The sequence below is a fragment of the Paenibacillus sp. S28 genome (assembly GCF_016624415.1).
GTDB lineage: Bacteria > Bacillota > Bacilli > Paenibacillales > Paenibacillaceae > Paenibacillus_AQ > Paenibacillus_AQ favisporus.
Map to the genome: position 1 here is coordinate 46,866 of NZ_JACVTM010000004.1, position 25,041 is coordinate 71,906.

The following is a 25,041-nucleotide window of genomic DNA, read 5'->3' on the forward strand; positions in this document are numbered from 1 at the left end:
AGGTTCGGTTATCCCAGGCAGACACCAGGCATGGTAGGCGTGGATAACGAGGCGGGGCGGCGATCCAAGGCAGGCGGGCTGGCGGACCGTATGTTCGGGCGGAAATTGGAAATCTCTCTGCATAAACGGTACAATAGAAACAGCAACGTATACTGGCGTGTGGAGGTTGACATCGATGACATTACCAGCACTATTTGTAGCCCACGGTTCACCCATGCTCGCTTTGGAGGATCACGAGTACTCGCGGTTTTTGGAGTCACTGGGACGGGAGCTGCCTGCCCCGGAAGCCATCGTCGTCTTCTCGGCACATTGGGACAGTCCTGAGCAATCGATGACAGTGGACGAATCTCACGATACGATGCATGACTTTTACGGATTTCCTGAAACGATGTACGAGCTCCGCTACCCGGCTAAAGGGTCGGCAGCCGTCACCCAAAGAATCGCCAGCCTGTTCGAAGCGGGCAACCTGCATTACGAGCCTGTTCTGGGACGCGGTCTGGACCATGGCGCCTGGGTCATCCTGAGCAAAATGTACCCGAACGCGGACATCCCGGTCATTGAGCTGTCCGTGGATTCACGGCGGTCACCTGAGGAGCAGTACGCCATTGGTGCGATGCTGAAGGAGCTGCGGCAGGACAACGTGCTGATCATCGGCAGCGGCGGCCTCGTTCATAACTTGCGGCTGATCAGCCAGACTGATGAACCGGAAGCCTGGGCGGTCGAATTCGACGAATGGATTGCCCGGAATCTGGAGACCTGGAACCTGAAAGAGCTGTTTAACTACGACAAAAAAGCACCGCATGCGCGCGAAGCCGTTCCATCATACGGGACCGAGCATTTCGCTCCGCTGTTCTACGCGATGGGCGCAGCGAGCGACGAGGCGAAGGCCAAACGGCTGATCCAGACGTACCAATATGGAAGCCTCAGCCTGAACTGCTGGATGTTCGGCGGGTCTTGAACCGATCGGAAGGCTGGCAGCAAGATTGCATTTTGAAGATGGACCGGCGAAGCGCCGAAAGTCCTGTAAAATATAAACGAGCCGGCATCCTTGCCGGCTCGTTTCTTGTTTGAACGGGGGAACGTTCAAAAGCAGTATATGGGGAAAGCGGCGGTCCGCATCCGTCCATCCGGCCGTCCGCGGGATTCGCGCTTCAGCCGAGTGGACGGTGCTGGTTGCGGGCCGTCCGCTTGCTCCTGAAGTTAAGCGGCGCCCTTGCTCTTGCCATTCATGCCTGGTGCGGATGCCGGCGTGGGATCCATGCCGTCATGATGCCGGTGGAACAAGCCGCGGAGGTAAGGCAGTACCCAGCGGTCCAGACCGATACGGCCGGCGTTGGCGGCAGCGACGACGATGAACATTTCAAGCAGCAGCATTTGCGCGTTGGTGCTTACGGTGCCCGAGAAGAGGAACGCCGCGTTCATCACCATACCCATCAGGGCGGCGAAGGTGGTGAAGGTGCCGAGGATCAGCCCCAGGCCGACCAGCGTTTCGCCGAGCGGGATCAGGACGTTGAAGAATTTGACGCCCGGCAGGGCCGCGTGCTCCAGGAAGGCTGCCCACCAGCCTTGAACGGCCGGGTGATCACCGGTACTTTTGGCAATCGCCCCCTGCAGGAATCCGCCGGCATCGAAGCCTCCGGTCAGTTTCTCGATACCGCCTTTGATCCAGCTGTACCCCAGGTAGATCCGGACGATGGTCAGCAGCCAGCTCGCTACTTTGTGATTTCTAAGCCAATGGTTGAACATGATTTGTTCCACTCCTTTATTTTCTTTGGGATGTGTTGCTTGTGGAAGATGATCATCTTTGATGTCTTTATTATAAGTGAAAAATTTCACAACAACTGTGATATATATCACACATCCAACAAAATACGAAAAAAGATTTCAGTTATGTTTAAGCTTCGGACGCTAAGCTGGATTTATCCGAAAAACGGGATGTTTTGGGAGTCGAAAAAATAACCTTCAGTGTAGCCGTCTCGGAGTACAATCCCTCGCGTGTCTCTCAGGTTATGCATGTAGTCCGCCGCAGTGTGGTCCGTCAATCTGCTTGGGATCAAGATCAAACGCCCGCTAATGCGAGTCCATCGGACCGCCAATCTGCCTGAAAACACAGACAGATGCCGCCCTTTTGTGATTAAATGGAAGGAAAGCATGTGTGGACGAGCCACACGAAGACAGCAGGCGACGACCGGGAGTTTACGATGAAGGGATGAATCCATGCGAATGAACGATACGTGGAGTACAGGCTGGAGGAGGCTGGCAGGCACACTGCTGTGCCTGACGCTGAGCGGTGCGCTCTTGGCCGCCTGCACCGAGAAAGCGGCGGAGGCGCCGCAGCCGCCCGCCGCCGGGGAGCAGCAGCCGGCGAAGGACGAGCCGGCGCCGGAGGAGGCCGCCCCGCCGGAAGCGGCGGAGCAGGAGCCGGCGGCCTATACGGCGCCGCTGACCGGTCTGCCGGTGGAGCAGCCGGCAGACAAGAGGCCGCTGGCGGTGATGATCAACAACGCGCCGGCGGCACGGCCGCAGTCGGGCCTGAGCCAGGCCGACATCGTCTATGAAGTGCTGGCTGAGGGCGGCATCACGCGGTTGATCGGCATCTTCCAGAGCCGGGGCGCCGAGGAGACGATCGGGCCGATCCGCAGCATCCGCCCGTATCTGATCGATCTGGGCGAGAGCTACGGCGGCGTGCTGGTGCACGCCGGGGGCAGCAACGACGCCTACGCGATCATCCAGCGCCAGCACAAGGAGGACCTGGACGAGATCAGCAACGCCGGGCCGTACTTCTGGCGCGACAAGAGCCGCAAGGCGCCGCACAATCTGTACTCCAATGCGGACAAGCTGCGCGAGGGAGCGGACAAGCGCGGATACGCGGAGCATGTGGAGCTGAAGTCGTATCCTTTTCACGATCCGGCGGACGACAGCGTTCCCGAGGGTGAGGACGCTGCGGGCGTCGACGTCACCTTTTTGCTCCAGAGCTATAAAGTTTCCTATAAATATGATGCCGCCACCAAGCTCTATCAGCGCTTCATTAACGGCAAGCCGCATATCGACCTGAACAACAACGAGCAGCTGACCGCGGCGAACGTCATCGTGCTGGGTGCCGACCAGAAGGTGCTGGACGATGTGGGCCGGCTGAACATCGACGTATCTTCCGGCGGGAAGGCCGTGCTGCTGCAGCGGGGCAAGGTGCTGGAGGGCAAGTGGGTGCGCGCCAAAGGGGATGTCATCCGCTTTGTAAAAGACGGCCAAGAGGTGCCGCTCTACCCGGGAACCACGTATTTTAACATCGTGCCGAATGCGCCATCTTTCGACAGCCATCTTCAGCTTCTCAAATGACGGAAAAATAGGGGAAAGATGGCGAATCCTTGCGGGAATTGTCACTCCACCGGATATTTTGGCAGGGAATGGGTAAGTTTAATATATAAATTCGGCAGCGAGTTTACATTGCATTAAAATTGAAAGCCGCTTATCTTTACAAACCGTAGGACGGATTGATAAGATAACAAGGGTTGTCATTCTCATGTTTTTGCGGTGTTTATGCAAACTTATGTAAAGGGGTTATCGTATGAGATTGAAGAAAAAGGACATATTTTTCCAAACCCTGGAGAATATGGCCGATACGATTGTGCAGGCTGCCGATTATTTCGCCCAGCATGTGGACAATCTGCAAGATGTGCTTGTTTTTGCCAACGAAATGAAGAGATTCGAGTCGCAATGTGACGATTACACGCACACGATTATTACAGAACTCAACAAGACATTCATTACGCCCATCGAACGTGACGACATCATGGACCTGACAACCACCATGGATGATGTGATGGACGGGCTGGAGGCCTGCGCTTCCCGTTTCGACATGTACCATCTCCCGGATCCGGATGAGTATATCGTGCAATTTGCGGAAATTCTCCGTCAGTCGGCTTATGAAATTCAGAAAGCGATCCACCTGCTGTCCCAGAAGAAGCTGCTGGCCATGCGTGAATATACGATCCGCCTGAACGACCTGGAGAACCAGGGCGACGAGCTGCTTCGTATTTGTATTAAAGAGCTGTTTGCGAAAGTGACCGATCCGATCGAGCTGATCAAGCGCAAGGAAATTTACGAACGCCTTGAGACGACCACCGACGCTTGCGAAGACGTGGCCAACATGCTGGAATCGATCATTATGAGCAACTCGTAAGGGGTTTTGGAGACACATGGAGACATCATTATTTGTACTTACCATAGTCATCATTCTGGCACTGGCGTTTGACTTTATCAACGGTTTCCACGATACGGCGAACGCGATTGCCACGTCCGTATCGACACGGGCGCTGAAGCCGCGGACGGCGATCCTTCTGGCGGCGGTCATGAACTTTGTCGGCGCGATTATGTTTACGGGCGTCGCGAAGAAAATCGGCGGCAGTGTCACCGACCCCTCGACGCTGAATAACGGGCTTGAAGTCGTCATAGCCACGCTGCTGGCGGCGATCATTTGGAACCTGGTCACCTGGTGGCTCGGCATTCCGTCCTCCTCGTCACACGCACTCATCGGTGCGCTGGCCGGAGCGGTGTACGTCGGAGCAGGCGCAAGCCATATCAAGTGGAGCGGCTTTACGGAAATTGTGGAGGGCTTGCTGTTATCCCCTCTGATTGCATTTGTGATCGGCTATATCGTCATGACGATTCTGAAGTGGATCTTTGCCAAACGCAGTCCGCATACGGTCAATAAAGGCTTCCGGTTTATGCAGATCATTACGGCGGCGCTGCAGTCGTTCACGCACGGCACAAACGATGCGCAAAAGGCGATGGGGATCATCACCCTGGCACTGGTGACATCGGGCCGGTTGGAGACGCTCGAAGTTCCGCTCTGGGTTAAAATCGCTGCGGCGACCTCCATGGCGCTTGGCACGTCCATCGGCGGCTGGAAAATTATCAAGACGATGGGTACGAAAATATTCAAAATCGAGCCGATCAACGGCTTTGCGGCAGACTTCTCGTCCGCTTCCGTCATTTTCTCGGCAACGCTCCTGCACCTGCCAGTCAGTACGACGCACGCAATTACGTCCGCTATTCTCGGCGTGGGCAGCGCGAAGCGCTTTTCCGAAGTGAAATGGTCACTGGCCGGAAGAATCGTCATCACCTGGTTCATTACCATTCCGATTTCAGCGGTGCTGGCGGGCATTATCTTTAAAATCTTTTTCTAATCTTCGTTAATCTCATATATATAGATGTACACATTTGGAGTAGAGTGGGGGCCAATCGTCAAAGGGTTGGCTTTTTTGTTGCGCAAAAACATCGCCGGCGTGACTTCGCTCGAACGGATGCTGTACAATACTAAGATAGATCAGAACATACATATAAAGTGCTCCGCTTCTGCCGGAGCCGCAACATAAGCCGCTAGAGGGGAGCTTCGCTGAACGCCGATGATACGCACGCTTGCCATTACCCATACCCATGAAGTGCTGACGGGAATTTCGCTGGAAGAAGCCCGGATGGAGGACTATGCCTGGATGTGGGTGGATTTCAACGGTCCGACCGAAGAAGAATCCGCCCTTTTACATACGTATTTTCATTTTCACCCGCTGGCGGTCGAGGACTGCATGCATGTGCTGCAGCGGCCGAAGCTGGATATGTACGAGGATCTGCAGTTCTTCGTTCTGCATGCGCTCGATCCCGATACCCTTGGGGTGGATGAGGTGGACCTATTCCTCGGGCACGACCTGCTCGTGTCCTTTCATCTCAAAGAGCTGCCGGTCGTCGACGACGCCTGGAATCAGATCCTCCAGCATGCGCATGACCGCAAAATCTGGGCGCGCGGCCCGGTATCCTGTGCCTATACGATAATGGACCACCTGGTGGACCGCTATTTTCCGAGTTTGTACAAAATCGAGGATGAGCTGGCCGACCTGGAGAACCGCGGCGGCAAAGAGTCGGTCGAGGAGCTGATGAACCAGGTGTTCGACCTGCGCGGCCGGCTGCTGAAGCTGCGGCGGACGATCGTGCCGATGCGCGATCTGCTGTACCGGGTCGTCAACTCCCAGCATGTCCAGAACAACAGCGAGCACAAAGTGTATTTTGCCGATATTTACGACCATCTGCTCAAGCTGACCGACATGATCGAGGCCGACCGCGAAATGACCGCCGACCTGCGCGACAGCTACATCTCGCTCAACTCCAACCGGGCGAACGCCATCATGAAGACACTGACGGTCATTACCGTCATCTTCATGCCGCTGACACTCATCGCCGGCATCTATGGCATGAACTTCGTCAATATGCCCGAGCTTAACTGGAAGTACGGCTACCCCGCCGTCATGCTGCTCATGTTCGTGCTTGGGGCGGGCATGGTGCTGTGGTTCACGAAGCGCGGATGGTTCAAATAGGGGTAAGGGCTGTAAAGGAGTGCGTCAGGCTAAGAGGAGGTTAAAGAAGAACGGAATGCCTCATGCCAAAAGAAAGTTATAGTGGGAACGGGATGGGTTATGCCAATTGAATGTTAAAGTAGAACGGAATGCATCATGCCAAGACAACGTATGGTAGAACGGAATGCGCCAGGCCAAGCACGGAAGTGGAGAGACTTCTGCGCTGGGACCTGGCGCTTGTATGTTCTTTGGGTATGATATGGTGGCGAAGAGGGAATCATCGTTATTCTTTCGGTAAAATGGGCGACATGAGGGTATCGATACTGTGAATGATGAGTACGATAGGGCATGAGGTACGATATGGCACCGGTTCATGACACCGGCTCATCGCACCAATGAAGGCTTCGTTCGACGCTTAAGCGGAAATGTTGGTGGATTTTTTGGCGTCAGCTGCGCTTCTTCTTGGATGTTTTTTTCGACGAGCTCTTCTTCGACGACGATTTTTTCTTGGAAGACGATTTCTTGGACTTCTTTCTCCGGCGCGGTCTATACTCGCCATCATTGCTGCTGTTGGTTTTCCCTTTACCGAGACCAGCGAACAGCTTAAACATCGGGGCGATCTGCTGCATACCGGTCATCACCTTCTGGAATTTGCCGACGGAGTTCACGATGCCGTCGATGCCGCCCACCCGGTCGATCAGTCCCTTGAGGTCGCCGAGCTGGGCGAGGGAGAAGCCGGTTTTGGCGGTTTCGGCTGCTGCAGCGACCGGTGCGGCGGCTGCGGCTGCGGCGGCCGCGGGAGCAGCAGAGGCGGCTGCGGACACTGGCGGGATGATCTCCGCCGTACCTGCCAACCCTTCAGGTCCGTAATAAGGCGCAAACCCGGGAGCGCCGCCGGGTAATCCGCCGGGTGCTCCAAAGTCAGGATAGCCTTGAATGCCGGGATATGGGGACTGTGGATATGGGGAGGCAAATTCGTTCAGCGAGCGGTGGTCAGCTTTGGGCTTTGCCTTTGACTTATGGTAGTAATGCTCAGGCATGGTATCACTTTCCTTTTTGGAATGATTTACTATACTGTATGTGCTGGGCAAACATAATGTATGGACGTTAGCCCGGTAGACAGGGATAGGAGCGGAAACGGGCGGACGCCCAGGCGGCGTAGAAGCAGCGGATGAAACGGTCGGTATCGTTTGGAATGCGGCTTATTTTTGCTTGACCCTGACACTAATGTCACGGTTTATAATGAGCTCATCCCAAACAGAAAAGGAAGATGCCGTGATGGATATTTCGTCCCAAGAAGAACACATGATTCAGGCGCTGCGTGAGGTGGCATTACCTCCACTATTTGTGCTCATCCGGATTCGGAACGATATTTTAAATGACACGGTCAATATCGAAGAAGGCCGGAGAAATGAGATCGTAAACACGTTGGAACGATACATCGCCCCGCTCTGGGAGGATTATCATAAGGAGAAGAACGCACAAGCCAATGATGGAGCTTCGAATCCGGAATGAATGGGCACGACATAGAGAGGGACCATGGAGACCGGAATGAATGAACAGCAACATTGCAGCGACGTGCCATGCCGCCATATCGGGCGGTTTTTTTTTGCACAAAAGTCGGCATTCAAGGATCCCAGACCTCTTACCCTACAAGATTCAGCGGAGGCCCGGTTGGTGCGTGTGCGGAAGATCGGGAGAAGGAATATCGCTAACTTGTGATCACAACCCGGAGTCCAATGCCGGGAATTGGAAATGATCCACCAAAACATGTACAAGCCCGTCTGGATGATGTATAATTTAAGCGCTTTCAAGTGGAAGGTGGTGTTCTATGCATTTTAACCGTGGAAGGGCATCGGGGACCGGGCGGCGGATCCATGTCGCTTTATTTGGCCTGCTGTCATGCAACTCTTCAGTGCGTGAATCCGTTAACGCTTGAAAAGTTCATACCGGCTCGGTACAATGGGAGTACATAGAGGACTATCATTTGAACACGGATTGACCGATATTAAATGTGGAAAGACCCTGTGACGGGAGCAAAATCCTGAATAGGCAATAGTTACAATAGGGGATGATATTTCAGTGCAGCTGAAGAAACTTAATGATAAAAGCATCGACCAACTATTTGAAGCCATTTTAACTCTTAAAGATGTAGAGGAATGCTACGTATTTTTCGACGATCTGTGTACTGTCAATGAGATCCAATCCCTCTCCCAGCGTCTGGAAGTGGCGCGTATGCTCGGCAAGGGCAGCACGTACAATCAGATCGAGGCGGAGACGGGAGCCAGCACGGCCACCATTTCGCGGGTGAAACGCTGTTTGAATTATGGCAACGAAGGGTATAAAATGACGTTAGAGCGTCTCGGGCGTTAATATGCGCAAACCGGGGGTACTTGTTATCAGTCACGGCTCCAGGGAATCCTCCTGGGTCCAGCTGGTCGACGATGCCGTTGGGCAACTGCCGCTGCGGGGAGAAATCCCTGTGGCGGCTTCGTTCTTGGAGATCGTGGAAGGCCGCTTGATTCAGGACGGGATCGATGATCTGGAGCGTCAGGGCGTAACGGATATACTGGTGATTCCGCTGTTTGTCTCTTCGGGCAGCACCCATGTGAATGAAATCGCATATGCGCTTGGCGTCATTGACGCCCCGGCCATCGACACGGACCTGGAGCCATTTCGCATCCGGGCGAATATTCTGTACGGAAAGCCGATCGACAACGATCCGGACGTGGCCCGCATGGTGTGGGATAAAGTGAAGACGGAATCGAAGAACCCCGACGAGGAGGTTCTTATTCTTGTTGGTCACGGCAGCAGCCACGACGGTTTCCGCGAGCGCTGGGAGGAAGGCCTCTCGCGCCTGGCGGAGAGCGCACGGGCGATCGGCGGCCTGGCCGCGGCGGACTATGCCCTGCTTCGGCCCGACAGCGTGCGGGCGAAGGTGGAATACTGGCAGAAAGAACGCGGAATGCAGGTGATTGCAGCTCCGCTGTTTTTGAGTGACGGCTATTTCACCCGGACGGTGATTCCGCAGCGGCTGGACGGGTTAAATTACCGGTATTCAGGTGAAGCGCTGCTGCCGCACCCGCTGCTGACCCATTGGATGGAGCGGCAGATCCGGAGCTGGCTTGCGCGTGATGCTGATGCGTCATTGTAAGGAACAGGCGCTTATTCGGAAATTATCAACTTATTAGGTGGCGTATGTATGAAAAGAGCACGTTTGATTTATAATCCCACCTCAGGCCGGGAGGAAATGCGCCGGCGTCTGCCGGACATTCTGCACCGGCTCGATCAGGGCGGCATCGAGGCTTCCTGCCATGCCACGATGGGCGAAGGGGACGCCACGAAGGCGGCCATCGACGCCGTGGAGCGGGGGTACGACATGATTATCGCCGCCGGCGGGGACGGCACGCTGTACGAGGTCGTCAACGGCATGGCGGAGCGGGATAACCTGCCGCCGCTCGGCGTGTTCCCGGTCGGAACGACAAACGATTTTGCGCGGGGGCTAGGCATTCCGAGGAACTGGGAAGACTACTGCGACCTGGTCATCCGCCAGCAGACCCGCCCGATCGACGTGGGCAAGGCGAACGACCGGTATTTCATCAACATTGCTGGGGGAGGCACGCTCACAGAGCTGACATACGACGTGCCCAGCCGGTTGAAGACGATGATCGGCCAGCTCGCTTATTATATTAAAGGCGTGGAGAAGATGGTCAGCCTGTCTCCGCAGGAGCTGATCATCAATGCCGAGGGCCAGGAGACGATCCATGACGAGTTCATGATCTTCCTGATCACGAACACGAACTCCGTCGGCGGCTTCGAGAAGCTCGCGCCGGGCGCGCGGATCGACGACGGCCTGCTCGACGTGATCGCCCTCAAGAAGTGCAACCTGGCCGAATTCGTGCGGCTGGTCAGCCTCGCACTGCGCGGCGAACATTTCAACGACAAGAAGGTCGTCTACTTCCGCACGAGATCGATGGAAGTGACGTCCCCGGGCAAGGTGCTGCTGAACCTGGACGGAGAGCTTGGCGGAACGCTGCCGGGGCAGTTTTCGGTGCTGCCGCAGCATTTGCGGATTTTTGCGTAAGGCTTGCTTTTGACATACTTCGATATAGACAACAGGGATAGGAACAGGATGGTTCGTCCGGCCGCAGGGAAGCTGAGCAGGCTGTGGATCATCGCAGGAGAGTTAAGGTGTCGGCATGCGGCTCATCCGCCATGGATGGGGGCAGGGCATCTTGACTTTTTTTGTGCGCTTTTCTGTTATAATGGGAAGGATGCGGGGAAGAAATGAAGCCAGAGGGTTGTGGGGCTTATGACCCGCGGGATAAAAGATGGATTAGTGTGTGTAGCAAGGAATGAGCAAGGATTAGTATGCGGAACATGGATGAATCATAGATCGGTATTCAATTCCTCATATAACTTTGACGAATATAAGTGGACAGGCCGCCGTGCATCGGGGCTATCCCTTTCAAAATATACTCGAAAGAAGTGACTCAAGCAGCATGAACAAGCGACACAGCCGCCGGAACCCCGGCCGCCGCAGCACGCCTGCAGCGATTGCCGGCCTGCCGGTAGCGAAAAACGATGAGGCCGTCATCGACATCATCGGCATGAACCACGACGGAGAGGGGGTTGGCCGAGCAGAAGGCTACACCCTGTTCGTCGCGGGCGCCCTTCCCGGCGAGAAGGTCCGAGTGAAGGTGCTCAAGACGAAGAAGCAGTACGGCTACGCCAAGCTGCTCGACATCGTGCAGGCGAGCCCCGACCGGATCGCGGCGCCCTGCCCGATCTATGACCAGTGCGGCGGCTGCCAGCTGCAGCACATGGACTACGCCGCCCAGCTCGCGTGGAAGCGCCAGCTGGTCGTGGACAACCTGACGCGCATCGGCAAGCTGCAGGTGCTCGGCGAGCCCGAGCTGCACGGGCCGCAGGCCATAGGTGGGGCGGAAGGCGCGGATGCTGCTGTGCCGGCGCCCGCTGCCGCAGCGGGCGGTCCAGCGCAGCAGGGCATCCAGGTTCATGCCACGAGGGGCATGAACGAGCCGTGGCGCTACCGCAACAAGGCCCAGGTGCCGATCGGCGTCACCGAAGGCGGCCTCGTGGGCGGCTTCTACGCCCGCGGCAGCCACCGCATCATCGACATGGAGACCTGCCTCATTCAGCACGAGCACAACGATGAGGTCGTTGCGCGCGTGAAGGCCATCGGGCGGAAGCTCGGCATCACGGCGTACGACGAAGAAACCGGCCAGGGCCTGTTGCGCCACGTTGTCGTGAAGGTGGCCTTCCGCACCGGTGAGATGATGATCGTTTTGGTCACTAACGGAGACAAGATACCGCATGCGGACGAGTGGATCTCGGAGATCCGCGAACAGCTGCCGTCGGTCGTCAGCATATGCCAGAACGTCAACACGAAGCAGACGAATGTGATTTTCGGTGACGTGACTCGTGTCCTGTGGGGCAGTGAGGTCATTTATGATTATATCGGCGACGTGAAATTCGCCATCTCGGCGCGGTCTTTCTATCAGGTGAACCCGGCACAGACCGAGGTGCTGTACGGGAAGACGGTCGAGTATGCGCAGCTGACCGGGAAGGAAACGGTCATCGACGCGTACTGCGGTATCGGGACGATTTCGCTGTTTCTGGCCCAGCATGCGGGCAAGGTGTACGGCGTCGAGATCGTGCCTGAGGCAATTGAGGATGCGCGCCGCAACGCGGAACTGAACGGGATGAGCAACGTCACGTTCGAGGTCGGAGCGTCCGAAGATGTCATTCCTGCCTGGAAGGAGCAGGGCATTGAAGCGGACGTCATCGTCGTCGACCCGCCGCGCAAGGGCTGCGATCCAAAGCTGCTGGAGACGATCCTGGAGATGAAGCCGGAGCGGGTGGTGTATGTGAGCTGTAATCCTTCCACGCTGGCGCGGGATCTGCGGGTGCTAGAGGATGGTGGGTACAAGACGGTGGAAGTGACGCCGGTGGATATGTTTCCGCATACGGTGCATGTAGAATCGGTGGCGTGGTTGTTGAAGGATAGTTGTAATTAGCAATCAAGGTCTGCCTAAAGCCTAAATAGTCTGCCTAAAGCATAAATAGTTTGCCTAAGAGCCGAACGAAATTCAGGTATTCACTTCTGTTTTTCCTCGGCTTTTTTAAACCGAATCGATATCCGCCGCGGGAACCCAGGGGCAGGGAATATTATTTTTAGGAGCGGGACAGGTAACTGCCCCACGATCCTGAACCCAGAACTCGCTAAAACCCTTGCCCCGCCTGCATTTTACCCTACTGATGATTCCGCCCAGCTTTGCCCCTATGCCACCATTTGACAAACTACCTACCAGAAGGTAGAATGACGATATGAACAATTTATCTAACACCTATGACGAAATCCTGGCTTGTGCGCGTTCTCTGATCATCGCTGGCGGCTACAACGGCTTCAGTTATGCCGACATCGCTGATGTGGTTGGGATTCGTAAGGCGAGCATCCATCACCATTTCCCAAGTAAGGTCGATCTGGTCCGAACGCTGGTTGCACGGTATCGGAAAGAAGCCGAAGAGGGGATGGCGAATCTCGAGCATCAGGTATCCGATCCGTTCGAACTGCTTCGGTTCTACACTGGCTATTGGGAAGCCTGCATTATGGACGACAGCGCTCCGTTTTGTGTCTGCGCGCTGTTGGCAAGCCAGCTCCCCGTCCTGCCTGAGGAAGTTGGCCTAGAGGTCCGGGCGCATTTCCGCTCCCTGTCGGCTTGGTTGACATCCGTGCTGGAGCGCGGCGCACGGCAAGGGGAGCTTCAACTGATGGGTACCCCTCATGATGAGGCCGAAGCGTTTATGGCGACGGTTCACGGCGCGATGCTCTCGGCGCGTGCCTATGGCGATCCGAAGATATTCGGCGTCGTGACAAGCTCGCTTTTGGAGCGATTCTCTTCGTGATGAAAGCCGCGATGGCGATGGTTTGTAGTCATGATCTAGAAGAAAAGAGGTGAACCCTTTAGCTTTACCCGTCTTGAGAGCAGGCTATGTTCTAATGAGGATCAGCCCGCTATATTACGAACGAATCGCATTTCATTCGCCAAGTGCAGATACGAGGCATGCCGTCTACATATCGTCAGTCTACAGTGAGAACGGCGTATTCGATTTGCGCTGAATGATTGCTAAACGGCTCCTGCTGCCCGTTGATGGATCAGACATACATCCAGAACTGCTGAGTATGGGAAATCGGTTGAGGCCGGTCCCGTCGAGTGGTCCGAGCGTGGTGTCTTTTCATGATGGGCACGGGGGGACGTTTAAAGCAGCTGGCGGAGTCTTGTCTTTTTAACCTACCTATTAGTAGGTAGCGAATAACGACCAAATGAATTTTTTATCAGAAATGCTGTCAGCCGCTAGTATCGGCTCGCGACAAGACAGAACAAATCAACCCTGTCCTTATGGACTGGAAGGAGACAATTATGTTTGGAATTTCATCACTCGGCTGGGTGCATACACTCAGCAGCTTGCCCGCCATTCCGCTGGCTATCTATATGTTTGCTCGCTACGGACGGATTGTGCCCCGGTCAAAGCCCGGTGTCGTCTACTTTATTTCGATGCTGATTGGCGCGATCACCGTATTCCCCATCGCGCATCAGTCCGCTAGCTATGCCATTGGTACCGCAACGATCCTGCTGCTGCTCGCCGGATACGGCGTCGGGCTTATTTCGAGCTTAGGGCGTGCGGGGAAGTACCTCGAAACCATCTTCCTGAGCCTGACGGCGTTTCTGCTGATGTTGCCGACCATTACCGAAACCCTGACCCGTGTTCCTAACGGCCATCCCTTCGTCACCGATCTGAGTTCGCCCATTCTCCTCGGCGCTCAAGGCAGTCTCTTCGTCATTCTTATCGTTGGCTTGACAGCCCAAATCATCCATTTGCGCAGGCAAAGCAGGCTCGCGGGATTCGCCTCACCAGCCGAGATTTCTGCCGAATGAAGCTTCATGAATTGAGATTTCACCTGAACTAATAACCAGCAAGTCTATCTAATTTATAGCCGCTTCTATGAGAAAGTTTTAATTAAAAGGAGAGCAAAACATGTCATTAACTCAAGCTTTAGTGGAAGCCAAACAGCAATTTATCGCGCATACCCCTTTGGAAATTCAAACAGAGATGTTCCGTCAGATCCGGGAGCAGCAGGAATCCGGTATTCCTTACGGCCGGCAGGAGGGGGAGAAGGCCAAAGACTTTACACTCAAGAATGCCTTGGGTGAAACAGTGAACCTTTATGATGAACTGTCCAGAGGACCTGTTGTCCTCACTTTCTACCGGGGCGGATGGTGCCCGTTCTGCAACAGTCAGCTGAAGGCTTATCAAAAGCTACTGCCGGACATCGAAGCCCTTGGGGGCCAGTTGATCGCGGTCAGCCCGCAAAGCCCCGACAACACGCTTTCCCAGCAGGAGAAAGAAGAGCTGACCTTCCAAGTGCTGAGCGACACCAACGGTCTCGTGGCTGCTTTCTATAACATCCTTTACGACGTTCCGGATTACATCCAGAACATGATGAAACAAATGGGCATGGACCTGGCAGAATATAACGCGACGAACCGCTGGATCCTGCCGATTCCTTCCACCTTTATGATCGACGAATCCGGCATCATCCGTTCTGCCTACGTGAATCCGGACTTTATGCAGCGGTTGGATCCGGAGAATATTTTGCATGAATTGAGAAAGCTGTAAACCCTACGATAATAATTGCGCTATACTTCTATGTTTCATAGGAATGGCATGAATAAATGATTGGAATAAAGAACGAATTTCTCTGATTGGGGAGTTCGTTCTTTTTCTTATAATATCAGAAAGTATAAACTCCAGAGCCATGGCTTCCTGATATTGCAAGAAAAACTTCCTTTAAACGCGGTCTGTCTTCTTGGAAGGTACGTCGATAGAGTTTTTCTTATATCTGACAATATAAAAATTTCAGAGTAATTTGATATATAATATGGTCAGAAGGGTTGGAAATCCGAGTGTACTTTGATTTAATCATTATGTTATGAAGCATGATATAAGTGGATAAGAAGTCAAATATGAGGCGTTATATTTTTGGATAACGGCTGAAGCTTTATTATTACGAGAGGATTGAGTTTGAAGTGAACGATAATTTTTGGCTTGATTTACCCCGGCCTTTCTTTATACTTGCACCAATGGAAGATGTAACGCATGTTGTTTTTCGTCATGTCGTGAGTAAAGCAGGAAGACCGGATGTGTTTTTTACCGAGTTTGCGAATACGGAGAGCTACTGTCATCCAGAAGGCAATCATAGTGTGCGCGGCCGTTTGCTATTTACCGAGGATGAACAACCGATGGTTGCACATATATGGGGCGATAAGCCGGAGTATTTTGAAAAGATGAGTATCGGGATGGCGAAGGCAGGATTTAAAGGGATTGATATCAATATGGGTTGTCCTGTTCCTAATGTGGCATCCAACGGGAAGGGAAGCGGATTGATTCTCCGCCCAGAGGTTGCAGCTGAAATCATCCAAGCCGCCAAAGCAGGAGGACTGCCTGTAAGTGTAAAGACCAGACTTGGTTTTACAAGGGTGGATGAATGGCAGGACTGGCTGACCCATATTTTGAAGCAGGACATCGCTAATCTTTCGATCCATTTGCGTACACGAGAGGAAATGAGCCAAGTTGATGCGCATTGGGAGCTGATTCCTGAAGTAAAGGCACTTCGGGATCGTGTGGCGCCACATACGCTGCTCACGATTAATGGCGATATTCCTGACCGTCAAACGGGCCTGAAGCTGGCTGAACAATATGGTGTGGATGGCATCATGATCGGGCGTGGCATTTTTAAAAATCCGTTTGCCTTTGAAAAAGAACCGAGGGAGCATAGTAGTAGCGAATACCTTGATCTTTTAAGATTGCAGCTGGATCTCCATGATCAGTATTCCCAACAATTAGAGACGCGGCCATTCAAAGCTCTTCATCGCTTTTTCAAGATTTATGTCAAAGGGTTTAGAGGGGCAAGCGAACTCAGAAATCAATTGATGAGCACGGCGTCTACCGATGAAGTACGTGCGCTTTTGGACGAATTTGCACAGCGTATGGATGAGGGCGGAGACAGTTAAATAAGGTATGCGGAGTAACTTCGTCCCTTAGGGGATGGAGTTTTTTTGCGTTCTACGATGGAGGAACTTAGTCTTATACGGTTGCGATTGTGTTGTACTGAAAGGCAGATTATGATAATTGTACGATAATGATGATCCCTATGGAGTGATGACCTTGAGATACACTGATTACATCCGTCTGAAAACAGGCAGATACCAATCTGTAGGAAAGTTTGGCGACGATATCTATGCGTATGAGGTCTTAACGGGGATCGCCGACACCCCGGAGTACCACCAAATTTCCAAGGAGGAATTCGAATCGTTTGAAACCTGGAGCGAGGAGTACATTACGGATCTTAAAAAATTATATGAAATCATTAACCGCCCTGTCATCTGCAGTGGTTACCTGGGAAGAGCGGAGCTGAATACTTCGCTGCTTCGGGATATGTAGGCGCAAGGAGTGTAAAAGAACTTGTATTCATAGTGACAACAAAAAGTATTCAATCGTGGGGGTGTTCGTATGATTGATCAAATCAAACAGTTAGTATATGAAAATTGTAGTCAGCCCAATGTGTTAGGTGTACTTTTAATGGGTTCGGTTTCAGCTGACGCTCATGACCAGCACTCGGATGTCGATTTACTTGTCGTCTATCAACAGTCCGAGCCCGTGTTGCGTCTTCCCAACGCGGCTTGGAAATGGGATGTATCCTACATAAGCGAAAAGGAGATTAAAGGGCTTCAAAAATTATCGGATTGGCGAGCAAACGCCTTTTTAACTGCTCAAATCATCGTTGACCATACCACATGGCTGCCATCGGTTATTCATGAAATCTGTACACTATCTGATCAAGAATCTGAGAGACATGTCACGAGATGGTTGGATGCCTATCTGAATGCTTTTTACCGATCTATGAAGGCCGTAAGAAGAAATAATGAACTTGGGTCTTTACTGCAGGCTTCATCGTCTATCATGTGCTTAATCAATTGCTTGTTTAGTATGAATAAGCTTATCCCCCCTTATTTGGATAGAGTCGATATCTTACTCGATCGTTTGGAGCATCTTCCAATGCAGAAGACAGCTTTAAGTGAACGGTTTGCAGCGATATCCAAATCCGCTAACCCCAAGGAACAAATCATATTGTTTAGAGCTACCGAAAAAATGCTGAGATCTTTTGGTTTTAATCAAGTGTATGAGGCATGGGGAGACCAGCTGGAAAATGAAGTGAATTACTGGGAAGGCTGAAGATGAGTCCGTTAGGAAGTAAATGATTGAGTGATATGAAATGAGCCTCTTTGCAGCGGACGGCATAAGAGGAATTTTTTGAAATTGTGGAATACAGAAAGGGGCTATTACCGTGAGTATCACTTTTGAATCTGTTAAACAGGAAGTTGAGGAGCTCGTACAGTTCCTCACATCAGATCGCTGGCCTTATCATGGAGTTGAGAACCCTACTGAATCCGACATCAGAAAGGCTTATGAAAATGGCGCCTATCACAATGAGAATACTCGAACGTTCTGGATCATTGATAAAGGCGACCATCAGAAAGTCGGGCTGATCCGATTGTTTGACGTCTCCGATCCGATTGTAATGTTCGATCTGAGAATCCGAAGCGAGTATCGGGGCAAGGGTATCGGAAAGTCAGCTTTGAGGTGGATCGTCTCACACGTGTTCTCTGAATATCCGGCAGCGATCCGCATTGAAGGCCATACCAGAGTGGATAACACGGGTATGCGGGCTCTGTTTACTAAATCGTTGTTCGTGTTGGAAGCGTATCATCGTAAATCTTGGAGACAAGCCGGGCTATTGTTCGACTCCGTCGGTTACGCGGTGATCAGGGAAGACTGGGAGAACAATCAGGTTACACCTATTCCCTGGTCCATAAAATAATTGATGAAATCCAATTTATTTCATTAGCAATTAAGCTAACGGGTACGATAGCCTAATGAAAATATTATTACGAGACGTGAGCATCTTGTACATTCAAATCATCGTGAAAAGCTAACTGAAGAGCTGCTTCGCGCCCGAACACCCAAATCAAATGATTTTGTTTTTTTGGTGTTGACATTAAAAGGATGATCGGATATATTTGTTACATACCAACCGAATGTATGAAAAGAGGAGACGTATGGCAAGGAATAAATATCCTGAAGAAACAATCAACCAGATCTTAACCGTGGCTCTTAACCTGTTCATTCAAAAGGGATACGAGCAGACTTCCGTTCAGGATATCATCAACGAGCTAGGCGGGCTGACAAAAGGGGCAATTTACCATCACTTCAAGTCGAAGGAGGAGATCCTGCAGGCTGTCACCGATCATTTGTTCCAAGGTGTTGATGATATGCTGTCCAGTGTCCGGGACGACAAGGAGCTGAACGGACGGGAAAAGCTTCGCAAGATTTCCCTCGTCTCTCTCGACAATCCCGCCCAAGACGAATTGGCATCGGTGGCACCAAACCTCTTGCGTAATCCGAAGATGCTGGCGGCACTGATCGAGAACATCATCGATAAAGCCGTACCCATCTATATCCAGCCCATTATCGAACAGGGTATGCGAGACGGATCGATCCAAACTGACTATCCTAGGGAGCTTAGCGAAGTGCTGATGGTACTCACCAACATTTGGTTAAACCCGGCGATCATTCCAGCTTCGCCCGAGGTAGTGTTGCGCAAGGTAAAGCTTTTCGATGAAATATTGAAAGGCCTGGGGCTTGACCTGTTCGATGAGCAAATGATTCAACGGTACGAGGAACTGTTGCGTATGTCAGCTAGAGAAGTCAGCAAAGAAAACTAAACTGCCGAGAGGCAGCTTATTTTTAAGCCTATTCATACCAACGGTTGGTATGAATAGGTGACCCGGATTCAAAGTGCTTGTTAGAAAACTTAATTATAAGGAGATGTGAATGTAATGAATCAGAAATTGACAATGACCACCCGCTCGCTGGAACAGCAAGTCGTGACCAACTTTAGTGGAAGCAACCTGGTGAAGAGTGACTTAGCGGGCGTTACGGCCCATAAAGGACAGTTTAAGGGCAGCGCGCTCGCCGGTTCCGACTTTTCGGGCTCGGATTTGACCGGCAGTACGTTTAATAGAAGCGACGTACGCGAAGCCAACTTTGACGGCACGAATCTGACGGACTGCAGCCTGTCTTCGCTTGACCTGACCAATGCAAGCTTCAATAAGTCGATTCTTGTACGAACCAACTTCAGCAGCGCGAATCTTAACGGAGCCAAATTCACGGGCGTAAGGATGACCGACGTCACGTTAACGACAACGGATCTGAAAACAACGATTTTTGAGGGCTGTTGGTTTGACGGGGTTGACTTCAAGTACTCCGATCTGAGCGGGCAGCGTTTCGACGGACAGACGTTTATCGGTGTGAAGTTTGACAGAGCGGATTTAAGCAACGCTTCGTTCAAGGGCGCTACATTAAAAAATGTTTCTTTCCAACCGGGGTTTACCTTTACTAAGAAGTACTATCGCATGATCAAAACGATCTGCTTTGACGGCGCGACGATGGATAAACTGACATTTGCTGCTCTCAAAGGCATGGATGCCAAATTGTCAAAAGTCACCGTCATTTAAGGGAGGGGATCCGATGCAAACCAAGACCACTCTGGCAAAAGGACTGCAAAAATCCAACAAGCAGCTCCAAGTGCTGAAAGGTGACGTTTCGGAGCCTTCTATAGTGAAAGAACACAAGCGGATTCTTTGATAAAGGAGAACGCCAAGCCGGGAGAGAGTTTGTCGTTTAAACCAATTGGACTGATAAAAAAGTAAAGTGAGGGAAACGAAATGGAAAAGAAAACAACAGAAAATTATAGTTCGTCAGAAAATATGAAGGAAAAAGGATTCGCTGCCGGGCAGGATCGTCCGGAACTGCAGAAGGCCATCCAGGAGATCGTCGATTCCGGTTTCCTCGGGGTGCAGCTGCGCGTGCACGATGAGCAGGGCGAGTGGGTCGGCAGCGCCGGAGTGAGCAGGTTGGGCGAGGAGGCGAAGCCGCCTACAAACGGGCACTTCCGGATAGGCAGCAATACCAAGACCTTCACCGCGACCGTGGTGCTGCAATTGGTTGCCGAGGGCAGGATCGGGCTGGACGACCCGGTGGTAGACTACCTGCCTGAGTTCGGGCTGGACCGGCGGATCACGGTGCGGATGCTGCTGCAACACACCAGCGGGGTGTTCAACTTCACCGGCGAGTACTACGAAGACGGGACGGTCGTGCCGGGGATCCACTGGCAGGGCCAGGAGTGGGTAGACAACCGGTTCAAGACCTACCGGCCGGAGGAACTTGTACAGCTGGCTTTATCCAAGCCGGCGCGATTCGAGCCGGGAACGGACTGGAGCTATTCCAACACCAACTACGTGCTGGCCAGGCTGCTGATCGAGAAGGTCACCGGCAGCTCGCTCGCCGAGGAGATGCAGCGGTTGATTCTGGGGCCGCTTGGGCTGTCGGGTACCGTGGTACCAGACACGCAGCCGGAGATCCCCGAACCACACGCCCACGCCTACTACCGGTACGAGGACGCCGGCGAGCAGAAGACGGTCGACATCACCCGCCAGAACCCCTCCTGGATCTCCACCGGCGGGGACATGATCTCGACCACCAAGGATCTCCACACGTTCATCTCCGCGCTAATGGGCGGCAAGCTCCTCCCGGCCCCGCTGCTGGCCGAGATGTGCAAGCCGTATCCCAAAATCGGCTATGGCCTGGGGGTGTTCGTGCAGAACGCCGGTCCGAACGGCGACGTTACCATCATCACCCACAACGGCGGCATTTCGGGCTACGCGGCATTGATGTACAGCACGCCAGACGGTAGCAAGACCCTGACCGCCTCCGTGAATTATGTGGACGACGTCGCCATGTCCCTGGCAGCGGCGTTCCAGAAGGCGATTCCAAAGCTCGTCGAGGAGGTGTTCGGCGGCGGGCTGGCCGGGTCGGCTGATGTGGCCGAGCCGGACAGTAAACAGGACTGAGCACCGTGGCACGTACGCCTTGAGGCTGGATTCCTTCAGGATGTGCATGGGTAGAGCGTTCACCGGGATGACCAAGTTGAGTAAAGCTCAAATTCATGGACGATGTTACGCTAACGGAGACGATAGTTCAATAATGAACAAGAAGCCAGCCGATTACTTTGATCGGCTGGCTTTATTCAACTAACGGGCAGGATAGAGTGATTGTAGAACCGAAATTATTTAATAACTTATTTCTTCAGTAACACATCAGGTCTGTCTATTTAGGGGGATCAACGGCGCGTGATGGCACGAATGGTTGCCACAGCTGACAAAGGAGAACGAAACAATGAAAAAGTACATACTTTTCGATCATGATGGTGTTCTGGTAGATACTGAATTCTGGTATTACAAAGCGGGAGAACGCGCTCTGGCTGACATTGGATTTACCTTGGATAAAGATCAATACCTCCGCGACATGACCCAGTCATTGGGCACTTGGTCTCAAGCTAGGGCGGCAGGTATTGATGAACAGACCATCAGCAAGCAGCGTGAGGTCCGCAACGTCTATTATCAGGAGTATCTAAGAACAGAAGCCATAGAGATTGAAGGTGTAGTTGAAACTATAGCCGAACTGTCAAAGTACGTCCGCATGGCTATCGTGACAACTTCAAAACGTGCGGATTTTCAACTTATTCATGAAAAGCGCCAGATCATACAATTCATGGAATTCGTCCTTGTACGTGAAGACTACGAGCACACCAAGCCGCACCCGGAACCATACTTGACCGGCCTAAAGCGCTTCGGGGCTAGCAAAGAAGAGACCCTGGTTGTAGAGGATTCAAACAGAGGGTTGAACTCAGCCGTGGCGGCTGGTATCGACTGTGCTATTGTCCATAACGACTTCACCAAAACACATGACTTCTCACAGGCCAGCTATCGAATCAAGACGCTGATTGAACTAAAGGACATTATCCTGAAAGTAACCTGAAGAGACCCTAGAACCTTCGTTTGGGCCTGGTAAGGCCGGCACAAGAAGGATTATAGTAATTAATGCATCGGCTTTTCCCATTCACCTTTGATGACTATTCCTGTCTCCTTCGCCGCTGCTTCAAGATCATGGATTTCCTGTGCTGTCAGCGTGATTTCGGCGGCTTTTACAGCATCAGCAATTTGGGAAGTTCTCGTAACGCCGATAATCGGAACGGTTCCTTTCGCAATGGCCCAAGCGATGGCAACTTGTGCAGAATTCGCATTGTGATGATTGCCGATTTCCTTCATAACATGGATCAAGCCTTCCAGTTTCGCAAGCACGTCTTCATCAAACGCCTCTCCTCTTCTGGTGCCGCTGGGGAGAGGATTTTTCGCGTTGTATTTGTCAGTTAATGCGCCTTGTTCCAATACCATATAGGAGAAGAACACAATGTTGTTTTCGTTGCAGTAATCAATAATTCCGGCTTCTTCTGACGAACGGTACAGTAAGCTGTAATGATTTTGTACAGCAGAGATTTTCAGCCCTTCTTCAGCCAAAATACTTTGTGCTAGCTGGATTTCCTCCAAAGTGTGGTTGGAGACACCTGCATATTTTACTTTTCCGCTTTTCATGAGCGGAATCAGCTCTGGAGTCCATCTTTTTACATCAAGAGGATTGTGGATCCAATAGATATCCGTCTGGTTTGCGCCGAGCCGGTTCAGGCTGCTGTTCAAGCGGTCTTCAACAGGCCCGCCAAGCTGCGGAGTGAATTTCGTTGAGAGCAGCACATCGTCGCGGCCTTTGGTAAACTCGCCCAAAATGCTTTCGGAGGCTCCCATTCCGTACACCGTCGCAGTGTCCCATAAATGGAGTCCGGCTTTCATCGCCGCATCAAAAACCGGTTTTAAGTCTTCCGCGGTAAGATGATTCCCGAAAATAGCATCCCCGCCGCCTTGACCGGTCCCCCATGACCAAGTACCAAGAGCGATCGGAGGAATCATTTCATTTTGCAATTTTACTTTTTTCATTAGTTTCAACACCTTTCTAAATTAGTGAAACGTTTACCGCATGAGATAAGAATATCAAGGAGACGAATGATTTTCTTTGCCTACAAGCTCATTTCTATTTGTTTATTTAGCTCATTTTGTTTCTGTAAATAACAAAATACCGCTCCGCTGTAAGTTCCGCGAAACGGTATCTTCAAATCAGGTGCCTGTGCAGCCATTTTTTAGCCCCTTTAGGCATCCTCCTTCAACCTCAGCTGCCGTCTAAACTCTGAGGGCGGGAGTCCGAATCTTTCCTTGAATACTTTGGAAAAGTGAGCGATATTTTCGAATCCGGTCGAAAAACAGACATCCGTAACAGATAACACGGTTTCCGCTAGCAGTTCCTTGGCTTTATCCAGCCTTCGATTGCGAACCCATTTGAGCGGGGAGGTGTTGTATATTGCTTGAAAATCCCTTTTGAACGCCGCCAGGCTTCTGCCGGACAAATAGGCCAGGTCGTTAAGGGAAACGGGATTCATGAAGTTCTCCTCCATGATTTTTGCAATGCTGCCTCTTTCCTTGCTTATGGGTTGCATCATTTGATGCAACAAACGATCATTCGAATCTGCGATGTGAAACAGCAATTCCATCAGCTTCACACGAACGAGTCCTTCTTTGACCTCGTCTGGGTTCTCGAAATAGGGTTTTAACGACTCAATATAGCTTCCAATGCGGTCATTGATCGGAAAGACGGTTATCGGAACAACATCATTCACGAGATAAATGGGTTTTAAACCGGCGAACTTGAGGAATTCATCTACGATCTTCTCGTTCAGGAAAAACATCGTATAGTCGAGAATATAATCGGAATCGGGTTCACCCGTTTTCTCGTACTCGACTCCAGTTGATTTATGAATAAACATCAATTCGTTGCTCCGTATCGTGTATTCTCGATCACCGAAGCGAATGGTATAGACACCCGACTTGACGATTAGCAGAAGATGATCCTGCAAAAAAAAGCTTCCTTTTATGCCTTGCGTGTAAAAACAGAATTCGATAACGGACATCCCATCCAGCTTCAAGCTCCCTTTTTTATTCGGAGACTTTACCAGTTGATGAGGCACCTTGACCATTTTGCTTGATCTCATAGTCGTGGACGTCCCCGCCTTACTTGTTCCTGCGATTGCTCTAGTTTCCATTTCATAATCATCCTTTCGGATATGCCCGTCTGCGCTTACCTGTAGAATAATTAAAAGCCGTTTGGACGGTACCTGATAACGATGTGCTTTGGCCGATGTTCAAAGGAACCATCCTCTATGTTTCTTAATAAACTTTTCAACACTTATACGTTTAGTATAACTGGAACCCGGCGAGAATACTTTGCTGAAAAGCTCAGACGACTTATTCATTTAGCTCCAAACGAGCAAGTTTTCCTGGATACTGTTTTCGACTATGAAGATGACCGGGGTTTACAACGAAAGATTGAATCGTGCCTGTTAAGTGATGATAAAGTAAATTACTACGTTTAGACTAGAAATGGATAAAGAGCCAAGGAGTTGGCCGCGCGCCAGCTCCTTTCGTAATTTTCGCCGTTATGACTGTTAAAGGGCAACGGTTAGAACCTATGGGAGTTACAAAGCTAAACTGGCTTCAGGCATTAAGCTAACGAGGATAGTGAAACTACACAGTTTTTTTAAGCGTATAAT

At 51.8% G+C, this 25,041-nt stretch carries 25 protein-coding genes; 21 read left to right on the forward strand and 4 right to left on the reverse strand.

All coding sequences use genetic code 11. The features are described from left to right. The first annotated feature begins 175 nt into the window (after positions 1–175). Positions 176–958, forward strand: coding sequence for a DODA-type extradiol aromatic ring-opening family dioxygenase (locus IAE55_RS11625; protein WP_145164672.1), 783 nt, complete (start codon positions 176–178; stop codon positions 956–958). Between the two features lie 242 nt (positions 959–1,200). On the opposite strand, the gene IAE55_RS11630 is transcribed toward IAE55_RS11625, so the two are convergent. Beyond that, on the reverse strand, positions 1,201–1,746 hold the full coding sequence (locus IAE55_RS11630; protein WP_200632241.1) for a DoxX family protein: 546 nt from the start codon (positions 1,744–1,746) through the stop codon (positions 1,201–1,203). A gap of 477 nt (positions 1,747–2,223) precedes the next feature. Here IAE55_RS11630 and IAE55_RS11635 point away from each other — a divergent pair, with 477 nt between their 5' ends. The 4 genes from IAE55_RS11635 to corA all read left to right on the forward strand — a co-directional run bounded on the left by IAE55_RS11635 (position 2,224) and on the right by corA (position 6,365). Beyond that, positions 2,224–3,336: a DUF3048 domain-containing protein gene (locus IAE55_RS11635; RefSeq protein WP_145164670.1), complete on the forward strand. Its 1,113-nt coding sequence runs from the start codon at positions 2,224–2,226 to the stop codon at positions 3,334–3,336. A 229-nt stretch (positions 3,337–3,565) separates the two neighbouring features. Next, a complete protein-coding gene (locus IAE55_RS11640; protein WP_076176785.1) occupies positions 3,566–4,180 on the forward strand; it encodes a DUF47 domain-containing protein in 615 nt (204 codons plus the stop codon). Positions 4,181–4,196: 16 nt separating this feature from the next. Next, positions 4,197–5,186 (forward strand): inorganic phosphate transporter, encoded by a 990-nt coding sequence (locus IAE55_RS11645; protein WP_105442488.1) that lies wholly within the window; start codon positions 4,197–4,199, stop codon positions 5,184–5,186. Between the two features lie 219 nt (positions 5,187–5,405). Beyond that, a complete protein-coding gene (gene corA, locus IAE55_RS11650) occupies positions 5,406–6,365 on the forward strand; it encodes a magnesium/cobalt transporter CorA (RefSeq protein WP_105442489.1) in 960 nt (319 codons plus the stop codon). A gap of 425 nt (positions 6,366–6,790) precedes the next feature. Here the strand turns inward: corA and IAE55_RS11655 are convergent, their stop codons facing one another. Next, positions 6,791–7,384, reverse strand: coding sequence for a hypothetical protein (locus tag IAE55_RS11655; RefSeq protein WP_105442490.1), 594 nt, complete (start codon positions 7,382–7,384; stop codon positions 6,791–6,793). Between the two features lie 238 nt (positions 7,385–7,622). On the opposite strand from IAE55_RS11655, the gene IAE55_RS11660 reads away from it, so the two are divergent. The 16 genes from IAE55_RS11660 to IAE55_RS11735 all read left to right on the forward strand — a co-directional run bounded on the left by IAE55_RS11660 (position 7,623) and on the right by IAE55_RS11735 (position 22,367). Continuing rightward, on the forward strand, positions 7,623–7,859 hold the full coding sequence (locus IAE55_RS11660; protein ID WP_105442491.1) for a hypothetical protein: 237 nt from the start codon (positions 7,623–7,625) through the stop codon (positions 7,857–7,859). A 567-nt stretch (positions 7,860–8,426) separates the two neighbouring features. Then, positions 8,427–8,717, forward strand: coding sequence for a YerC/YecD family TrpR-related protein (locus IAE55_RS11665; protein WP_076176780.1), 291 nt, complete (start codon positions 8,427–8,429; stop codon positions 8,715–8,717). A 1-nt stretch (position 8,718) separates the two neighbouring features. Next, the gene (locus tag IAE55_RS11670) at positions 8,719–9,498 is read left to right on the forward strand and encodes a sirohydrochlorin chelatase (RefSeq protein WP_200632242.1); all 780 of its coding nucleotides are present in this window, start codon (positions 8,719–8,721) and stop codon (positions 9,496–9,498) included. Positions 9,499–9,546: 48 nt separating this feature from the next. Continuing rightward, on the forward strand, positions 9,547–10,428 hold the full coding sequence (locus tag IAE55_RS11675) for a diacylglycerol kinase (RefSeq protein WP_076176778.1): 882 nt from the start codon (positions 9,547–9,549) through the stop codon (positions 10,426–10,428). Positions 10,429–10,846: 418 nt separating this feature from the next. Further along, positions 10,847–12,385: a 23S rRNA (uracil(1939)-C(5))-methyltransferase RlmD gene (gene rlmD, locus IAE55_RS11680; RefSeq protein ID WP_200632243.1), complete on the forward strand. Its 1,539-nt coding sequence runs from the start codon at positions 10,847–10,849 to the stop codon at positions 12,383–12,385. Between the two features lie 310 nt (positions 12,386–12,695). Beyond that, on the forward strand, positions 12,696–13,274 hold the full coding sequence (locus tag IAE55_RS11685; protein ID WP_105442496.1) for a TetR/AcrR family transcriptional regulator: 579 nt from the start codon (positions 12,696–12,698) through the stop codon (positions 13,272–13,274). Positions 13,275–13,789: 515 nt separating this feature from the next. Then, complete coding sequence (locus IAE55_RS11690) at positions 13,790–14,305, forward strand: hypothetical protein (RefSeq protein WP_200632244.1); 516 nt, start codon at positions 13,790–13,792, stop codon at positions 14,303–14,305. 100 nt (positions 14,306–14,405) lie between these two features. Then, the gene (locus IAE55_RS11695; protein ID WP_200632246.1) at positions 14,406–15,047 is read left to right on the forward strand and encodes a peroxiredoxin-like family protein; all 642 of its coding nucleotides are present in this window, start codon (positions 14,406–14,408) and stop codon (positions 15,045–15,047) included. Between the two features lie 410 nt (positions 15,048–15,457). Beyond that, a complete protein-coding gene (locus IAE55_RS11700; RefSeq protein WP_105444907.1) occupies positions 15,458–16,441 on the forward strand; it encodes a tRNA dihydrouridine synthase in 984 nt (327 codons plus the stop codon). A 154-nt stretch (positions 16,442–16,595) separates the two neighbouring features. Beyond that, positions 16,596–16,871 carry a hypothetical protein gene (locus IAE55_RS11705; RefSeq protein ID WP_105444906.1) on the forward strand — a complete coding sequence of 92 codons (276 nt, stop codon included), beginning with the start codon at positions 16,596–16,598 and terminating at the stop codon, positions 16,869–16,871. Positions 16,872–16,940: 69 nt separating this feature from the next. Then, positions 16,941–17,663, forward strand: a complete 723-nt coding sequence (locus IAE55_RS11710; RefSeq protein ID WP_145164664.1) for a nucleotidyltransferase domain-containing protein — start codon at positions 16,941–16,943, stop codon at positions 17,661–17,663. Between the two features lie 112 nt (positions 17,664–17,775). Then, positions 17,776–18,309, forward strand: coding sequence for a GNAT family N-acetyltransferase (locus IAE55_RS11715; RefSeq protein WP_200632248.1), 534 nt, complete (start codon positions 17,776–17,778; stop codon positions 18,307–18,309). A 238-nt stretch (positions 18,310–18,547) separates the two neighbouring features. Next, positions 18,548–19,213: a TetR/AcrR family transcriptional regulator gene (locus IAE55_RS11720; RefSeq protein WP_145164658.1), complete on the forward strand. Its 666-nt coding sequence runs from the start codon at positions 18,548–18,550 to the stop codon at positions 19,211–19,213. Positions 19,214–19,327: 114 nt separating this feature from the next. Continuing rightward, on the forward strand, positions 19,328–20,005 hold the full coding sequence (locus IAE55_RS11725; RefSeq protein WP_234489488.1) for a pentapeptide repeat-containing protein: 678 nt from the start codon (positions 19,328–19,330) through the stop codon (positions 20,003–20,005). Between the two features lie 210 nt (positions 20,006–20,215). Continuing rightward, positions 20,216–21,400 carry a serine hydrolase domain-containing protein gene (locus tag IAE55_RS11730; RefSeq protein WP_200632249.1) on the forward strand — a complete coding sequence of 395 codons (1,185 nt, stop codon included), beginning with the start codon at positions 20,216–20,218 and terminating at the stop codon, positions 21,398–21,400. Positions 21,401–21,725: 325 nt separating this feature from the next. After that, entirely contained in the window at positions 21,726–22,367 is a 642-nt protein-coding gene (locus tag IAE55_RS11735; RefSeq protein ID WP_145028370.1) for an HAD family hydrolase, read from the forward strand. Positions 22,368–22,426: 59 nt separating this feature from the next. Here the strand turns inward: IAE55_RS11735 and IAE55_RS11740 are convergent, their stop codons facing one another. After that, positions 22,427–23,377 (reverse strand): aldo/keto reductase, encoded by a 951-nt coding sequence (locus IAE55_RS11740; protein ID WP_200632250.1) that lies wholly within the window; start codon positions 23,375–23,377, stop codon positions 22,427–22,429. 209 nt (positions 23,378–23,586) lie between these two features. Continuing rightward, positions 23,587–24,534: a helix-turn-helix domain-containing protein gene (locus tag IAE55_RS11745; protein ID WP_234489489.1), complete on the reverse strand. Its 948-nt coding sequence runs from the start codon at positions 24,532–24,534 to the stop codon at positions 23,587–23,589. Positions 24,535–25,041: the final 507 nt, after the last annotated feature.

Coding starts and splice junctions, on each gene's coding strand:
- IAE55_RS11625 (WP_145164672.1), top strand. CDS start 176: ATGACATTACCAGCACTATTTGTAGCCCACGGTTCACCCATGCTCGCT.
- IAE55_RS11630 (WP_200632241.1), bottom strand. CDS start 1,746: ATGTTCAACCATTGGCTTAGAAATCACAAAGTAGCGAGCTGGCTGCTG.
- IAE55_RS11635 (WP_145164670.1), top strand. CDS start 2,224: ATGAACGATACGTGGAGTACAGGCTGGAGGAGGCTGGCAGGCACACTG.
- IAE55_RS11640 (WP_076176785.1), top strand. CDS start 3,566: ATGAGATTGAAGAAAAAGGACATATTTTTCCAAACCCTGGAGAATATG.
- IAE55_RS11645 (WP_105442488.1), top strand. CDS start 4,197: ATGGAGACATCATTATTTGTACTTACCATAGTCATCATTCTGGCACTG.
- corA (WP_105442489.1), top strand. CDS start 5,406: ATGATACGCACGCTTGCCATTACCCATACCCATGAAGTGCTGACGGGA.
- IAE55_RS11655 (WP_105442490.1), bottom strand. CDS start 7,384: ATGCCTGAGCATTACTACCATAAGTCAAAGGCAAAGCCCAAAGCTGAC.
- IAE55_RS11660 (WP_105442491.1), top strand. CDS start 7,623: ATGGATATTTCGTCCCAAGAAGAACACATGATTCAGGCGCTGCGTGAG.
- IAE55_RS11670 (WP_200632242.1), top strand. CDS start 8,719: ATGCGCAAACCGGGGGTACTTGTTATCAGTCACGGCTCCAGGGAATCC.
- IAE55_RS11675 (WP_076176778.1), top strand. CDS start 9,547: ATGAAAAGAGCACGTTTGATTTATAATCCCACCTCAGGCCGGGAGGAA.
- rlmD (WP_200632243.1), top strand. CDS start 10,847: ATGAACAAGCGACACAGCCGCCGGAACCCCGGCCGCCGCAGCACGCCT.
- IAE55_RS11685 (WP_105442496.1), top strand. CDS start 12,696: ATGAACAATTTATCTAACACCTATGACGAAATCCTGGCTTGTGCGCGT.
- IAE55_RS11690 (WP_200632244.1), top strand. CDS start 13,790: ATGTTTGGAATTTCATCACTCGGCTGGGTGCATACACTCAGCAGCTTG.
- IAE55_RS11695 (WP_200632246.1), top strand. CDS start 14,406: ATGTCATTAACTCAAGCTTTAGTGGAAGCCAAACAGCAATTTATCGCG.
- IAE55_RS11710 (WP_145164664.1), top strand. CDS start 16,941: ATGATTGATCAAATCAAACAGTTAGTATATGAAAATTGTAGTCAGCCC.
- IAE55_RS11720 (WP_145164658.1), top strand. CDS start 18,548: ATGGCAAGGAATAAATATCCTGAAGAAACAATCAACCAGATCTTAACC.
- IAE55_RS11725 (WP_234489488.1), top strand. CDS start 19,328: ATGAATCAGAAATTGACAATGACCACCCGCTCGCTGGAACAGCAAGTC.
- IAE55_RS11730 (WP_200632249.1), top strand. CDS start 20,216: ATGGAAAAGAAAACAACAGAAAATTATAGTTCGTCAGAAAATATGAAG.
- IAE55_RS11735 (WP_145028370.1), top strand. CDS start 21,726: ATGAAAAAGTACATACTTTTCGATCATGATGGTGTTCTGGTAGATACT.
- IAE55_RS11740 (WP_200632250.1), bottom strand. CDS start 23,377: ATGAAAAAAGTAAAATTGCAAAATGAAATGATTCCTCCGATCGCTCTT.
- IAE55_RS11745 (WP_234489489.1), bottom strand. CDS start 24,534: ATGGAAACTAGAGCAATCGCAGGAACAAGTAAGGCGGGGACGTCCACG.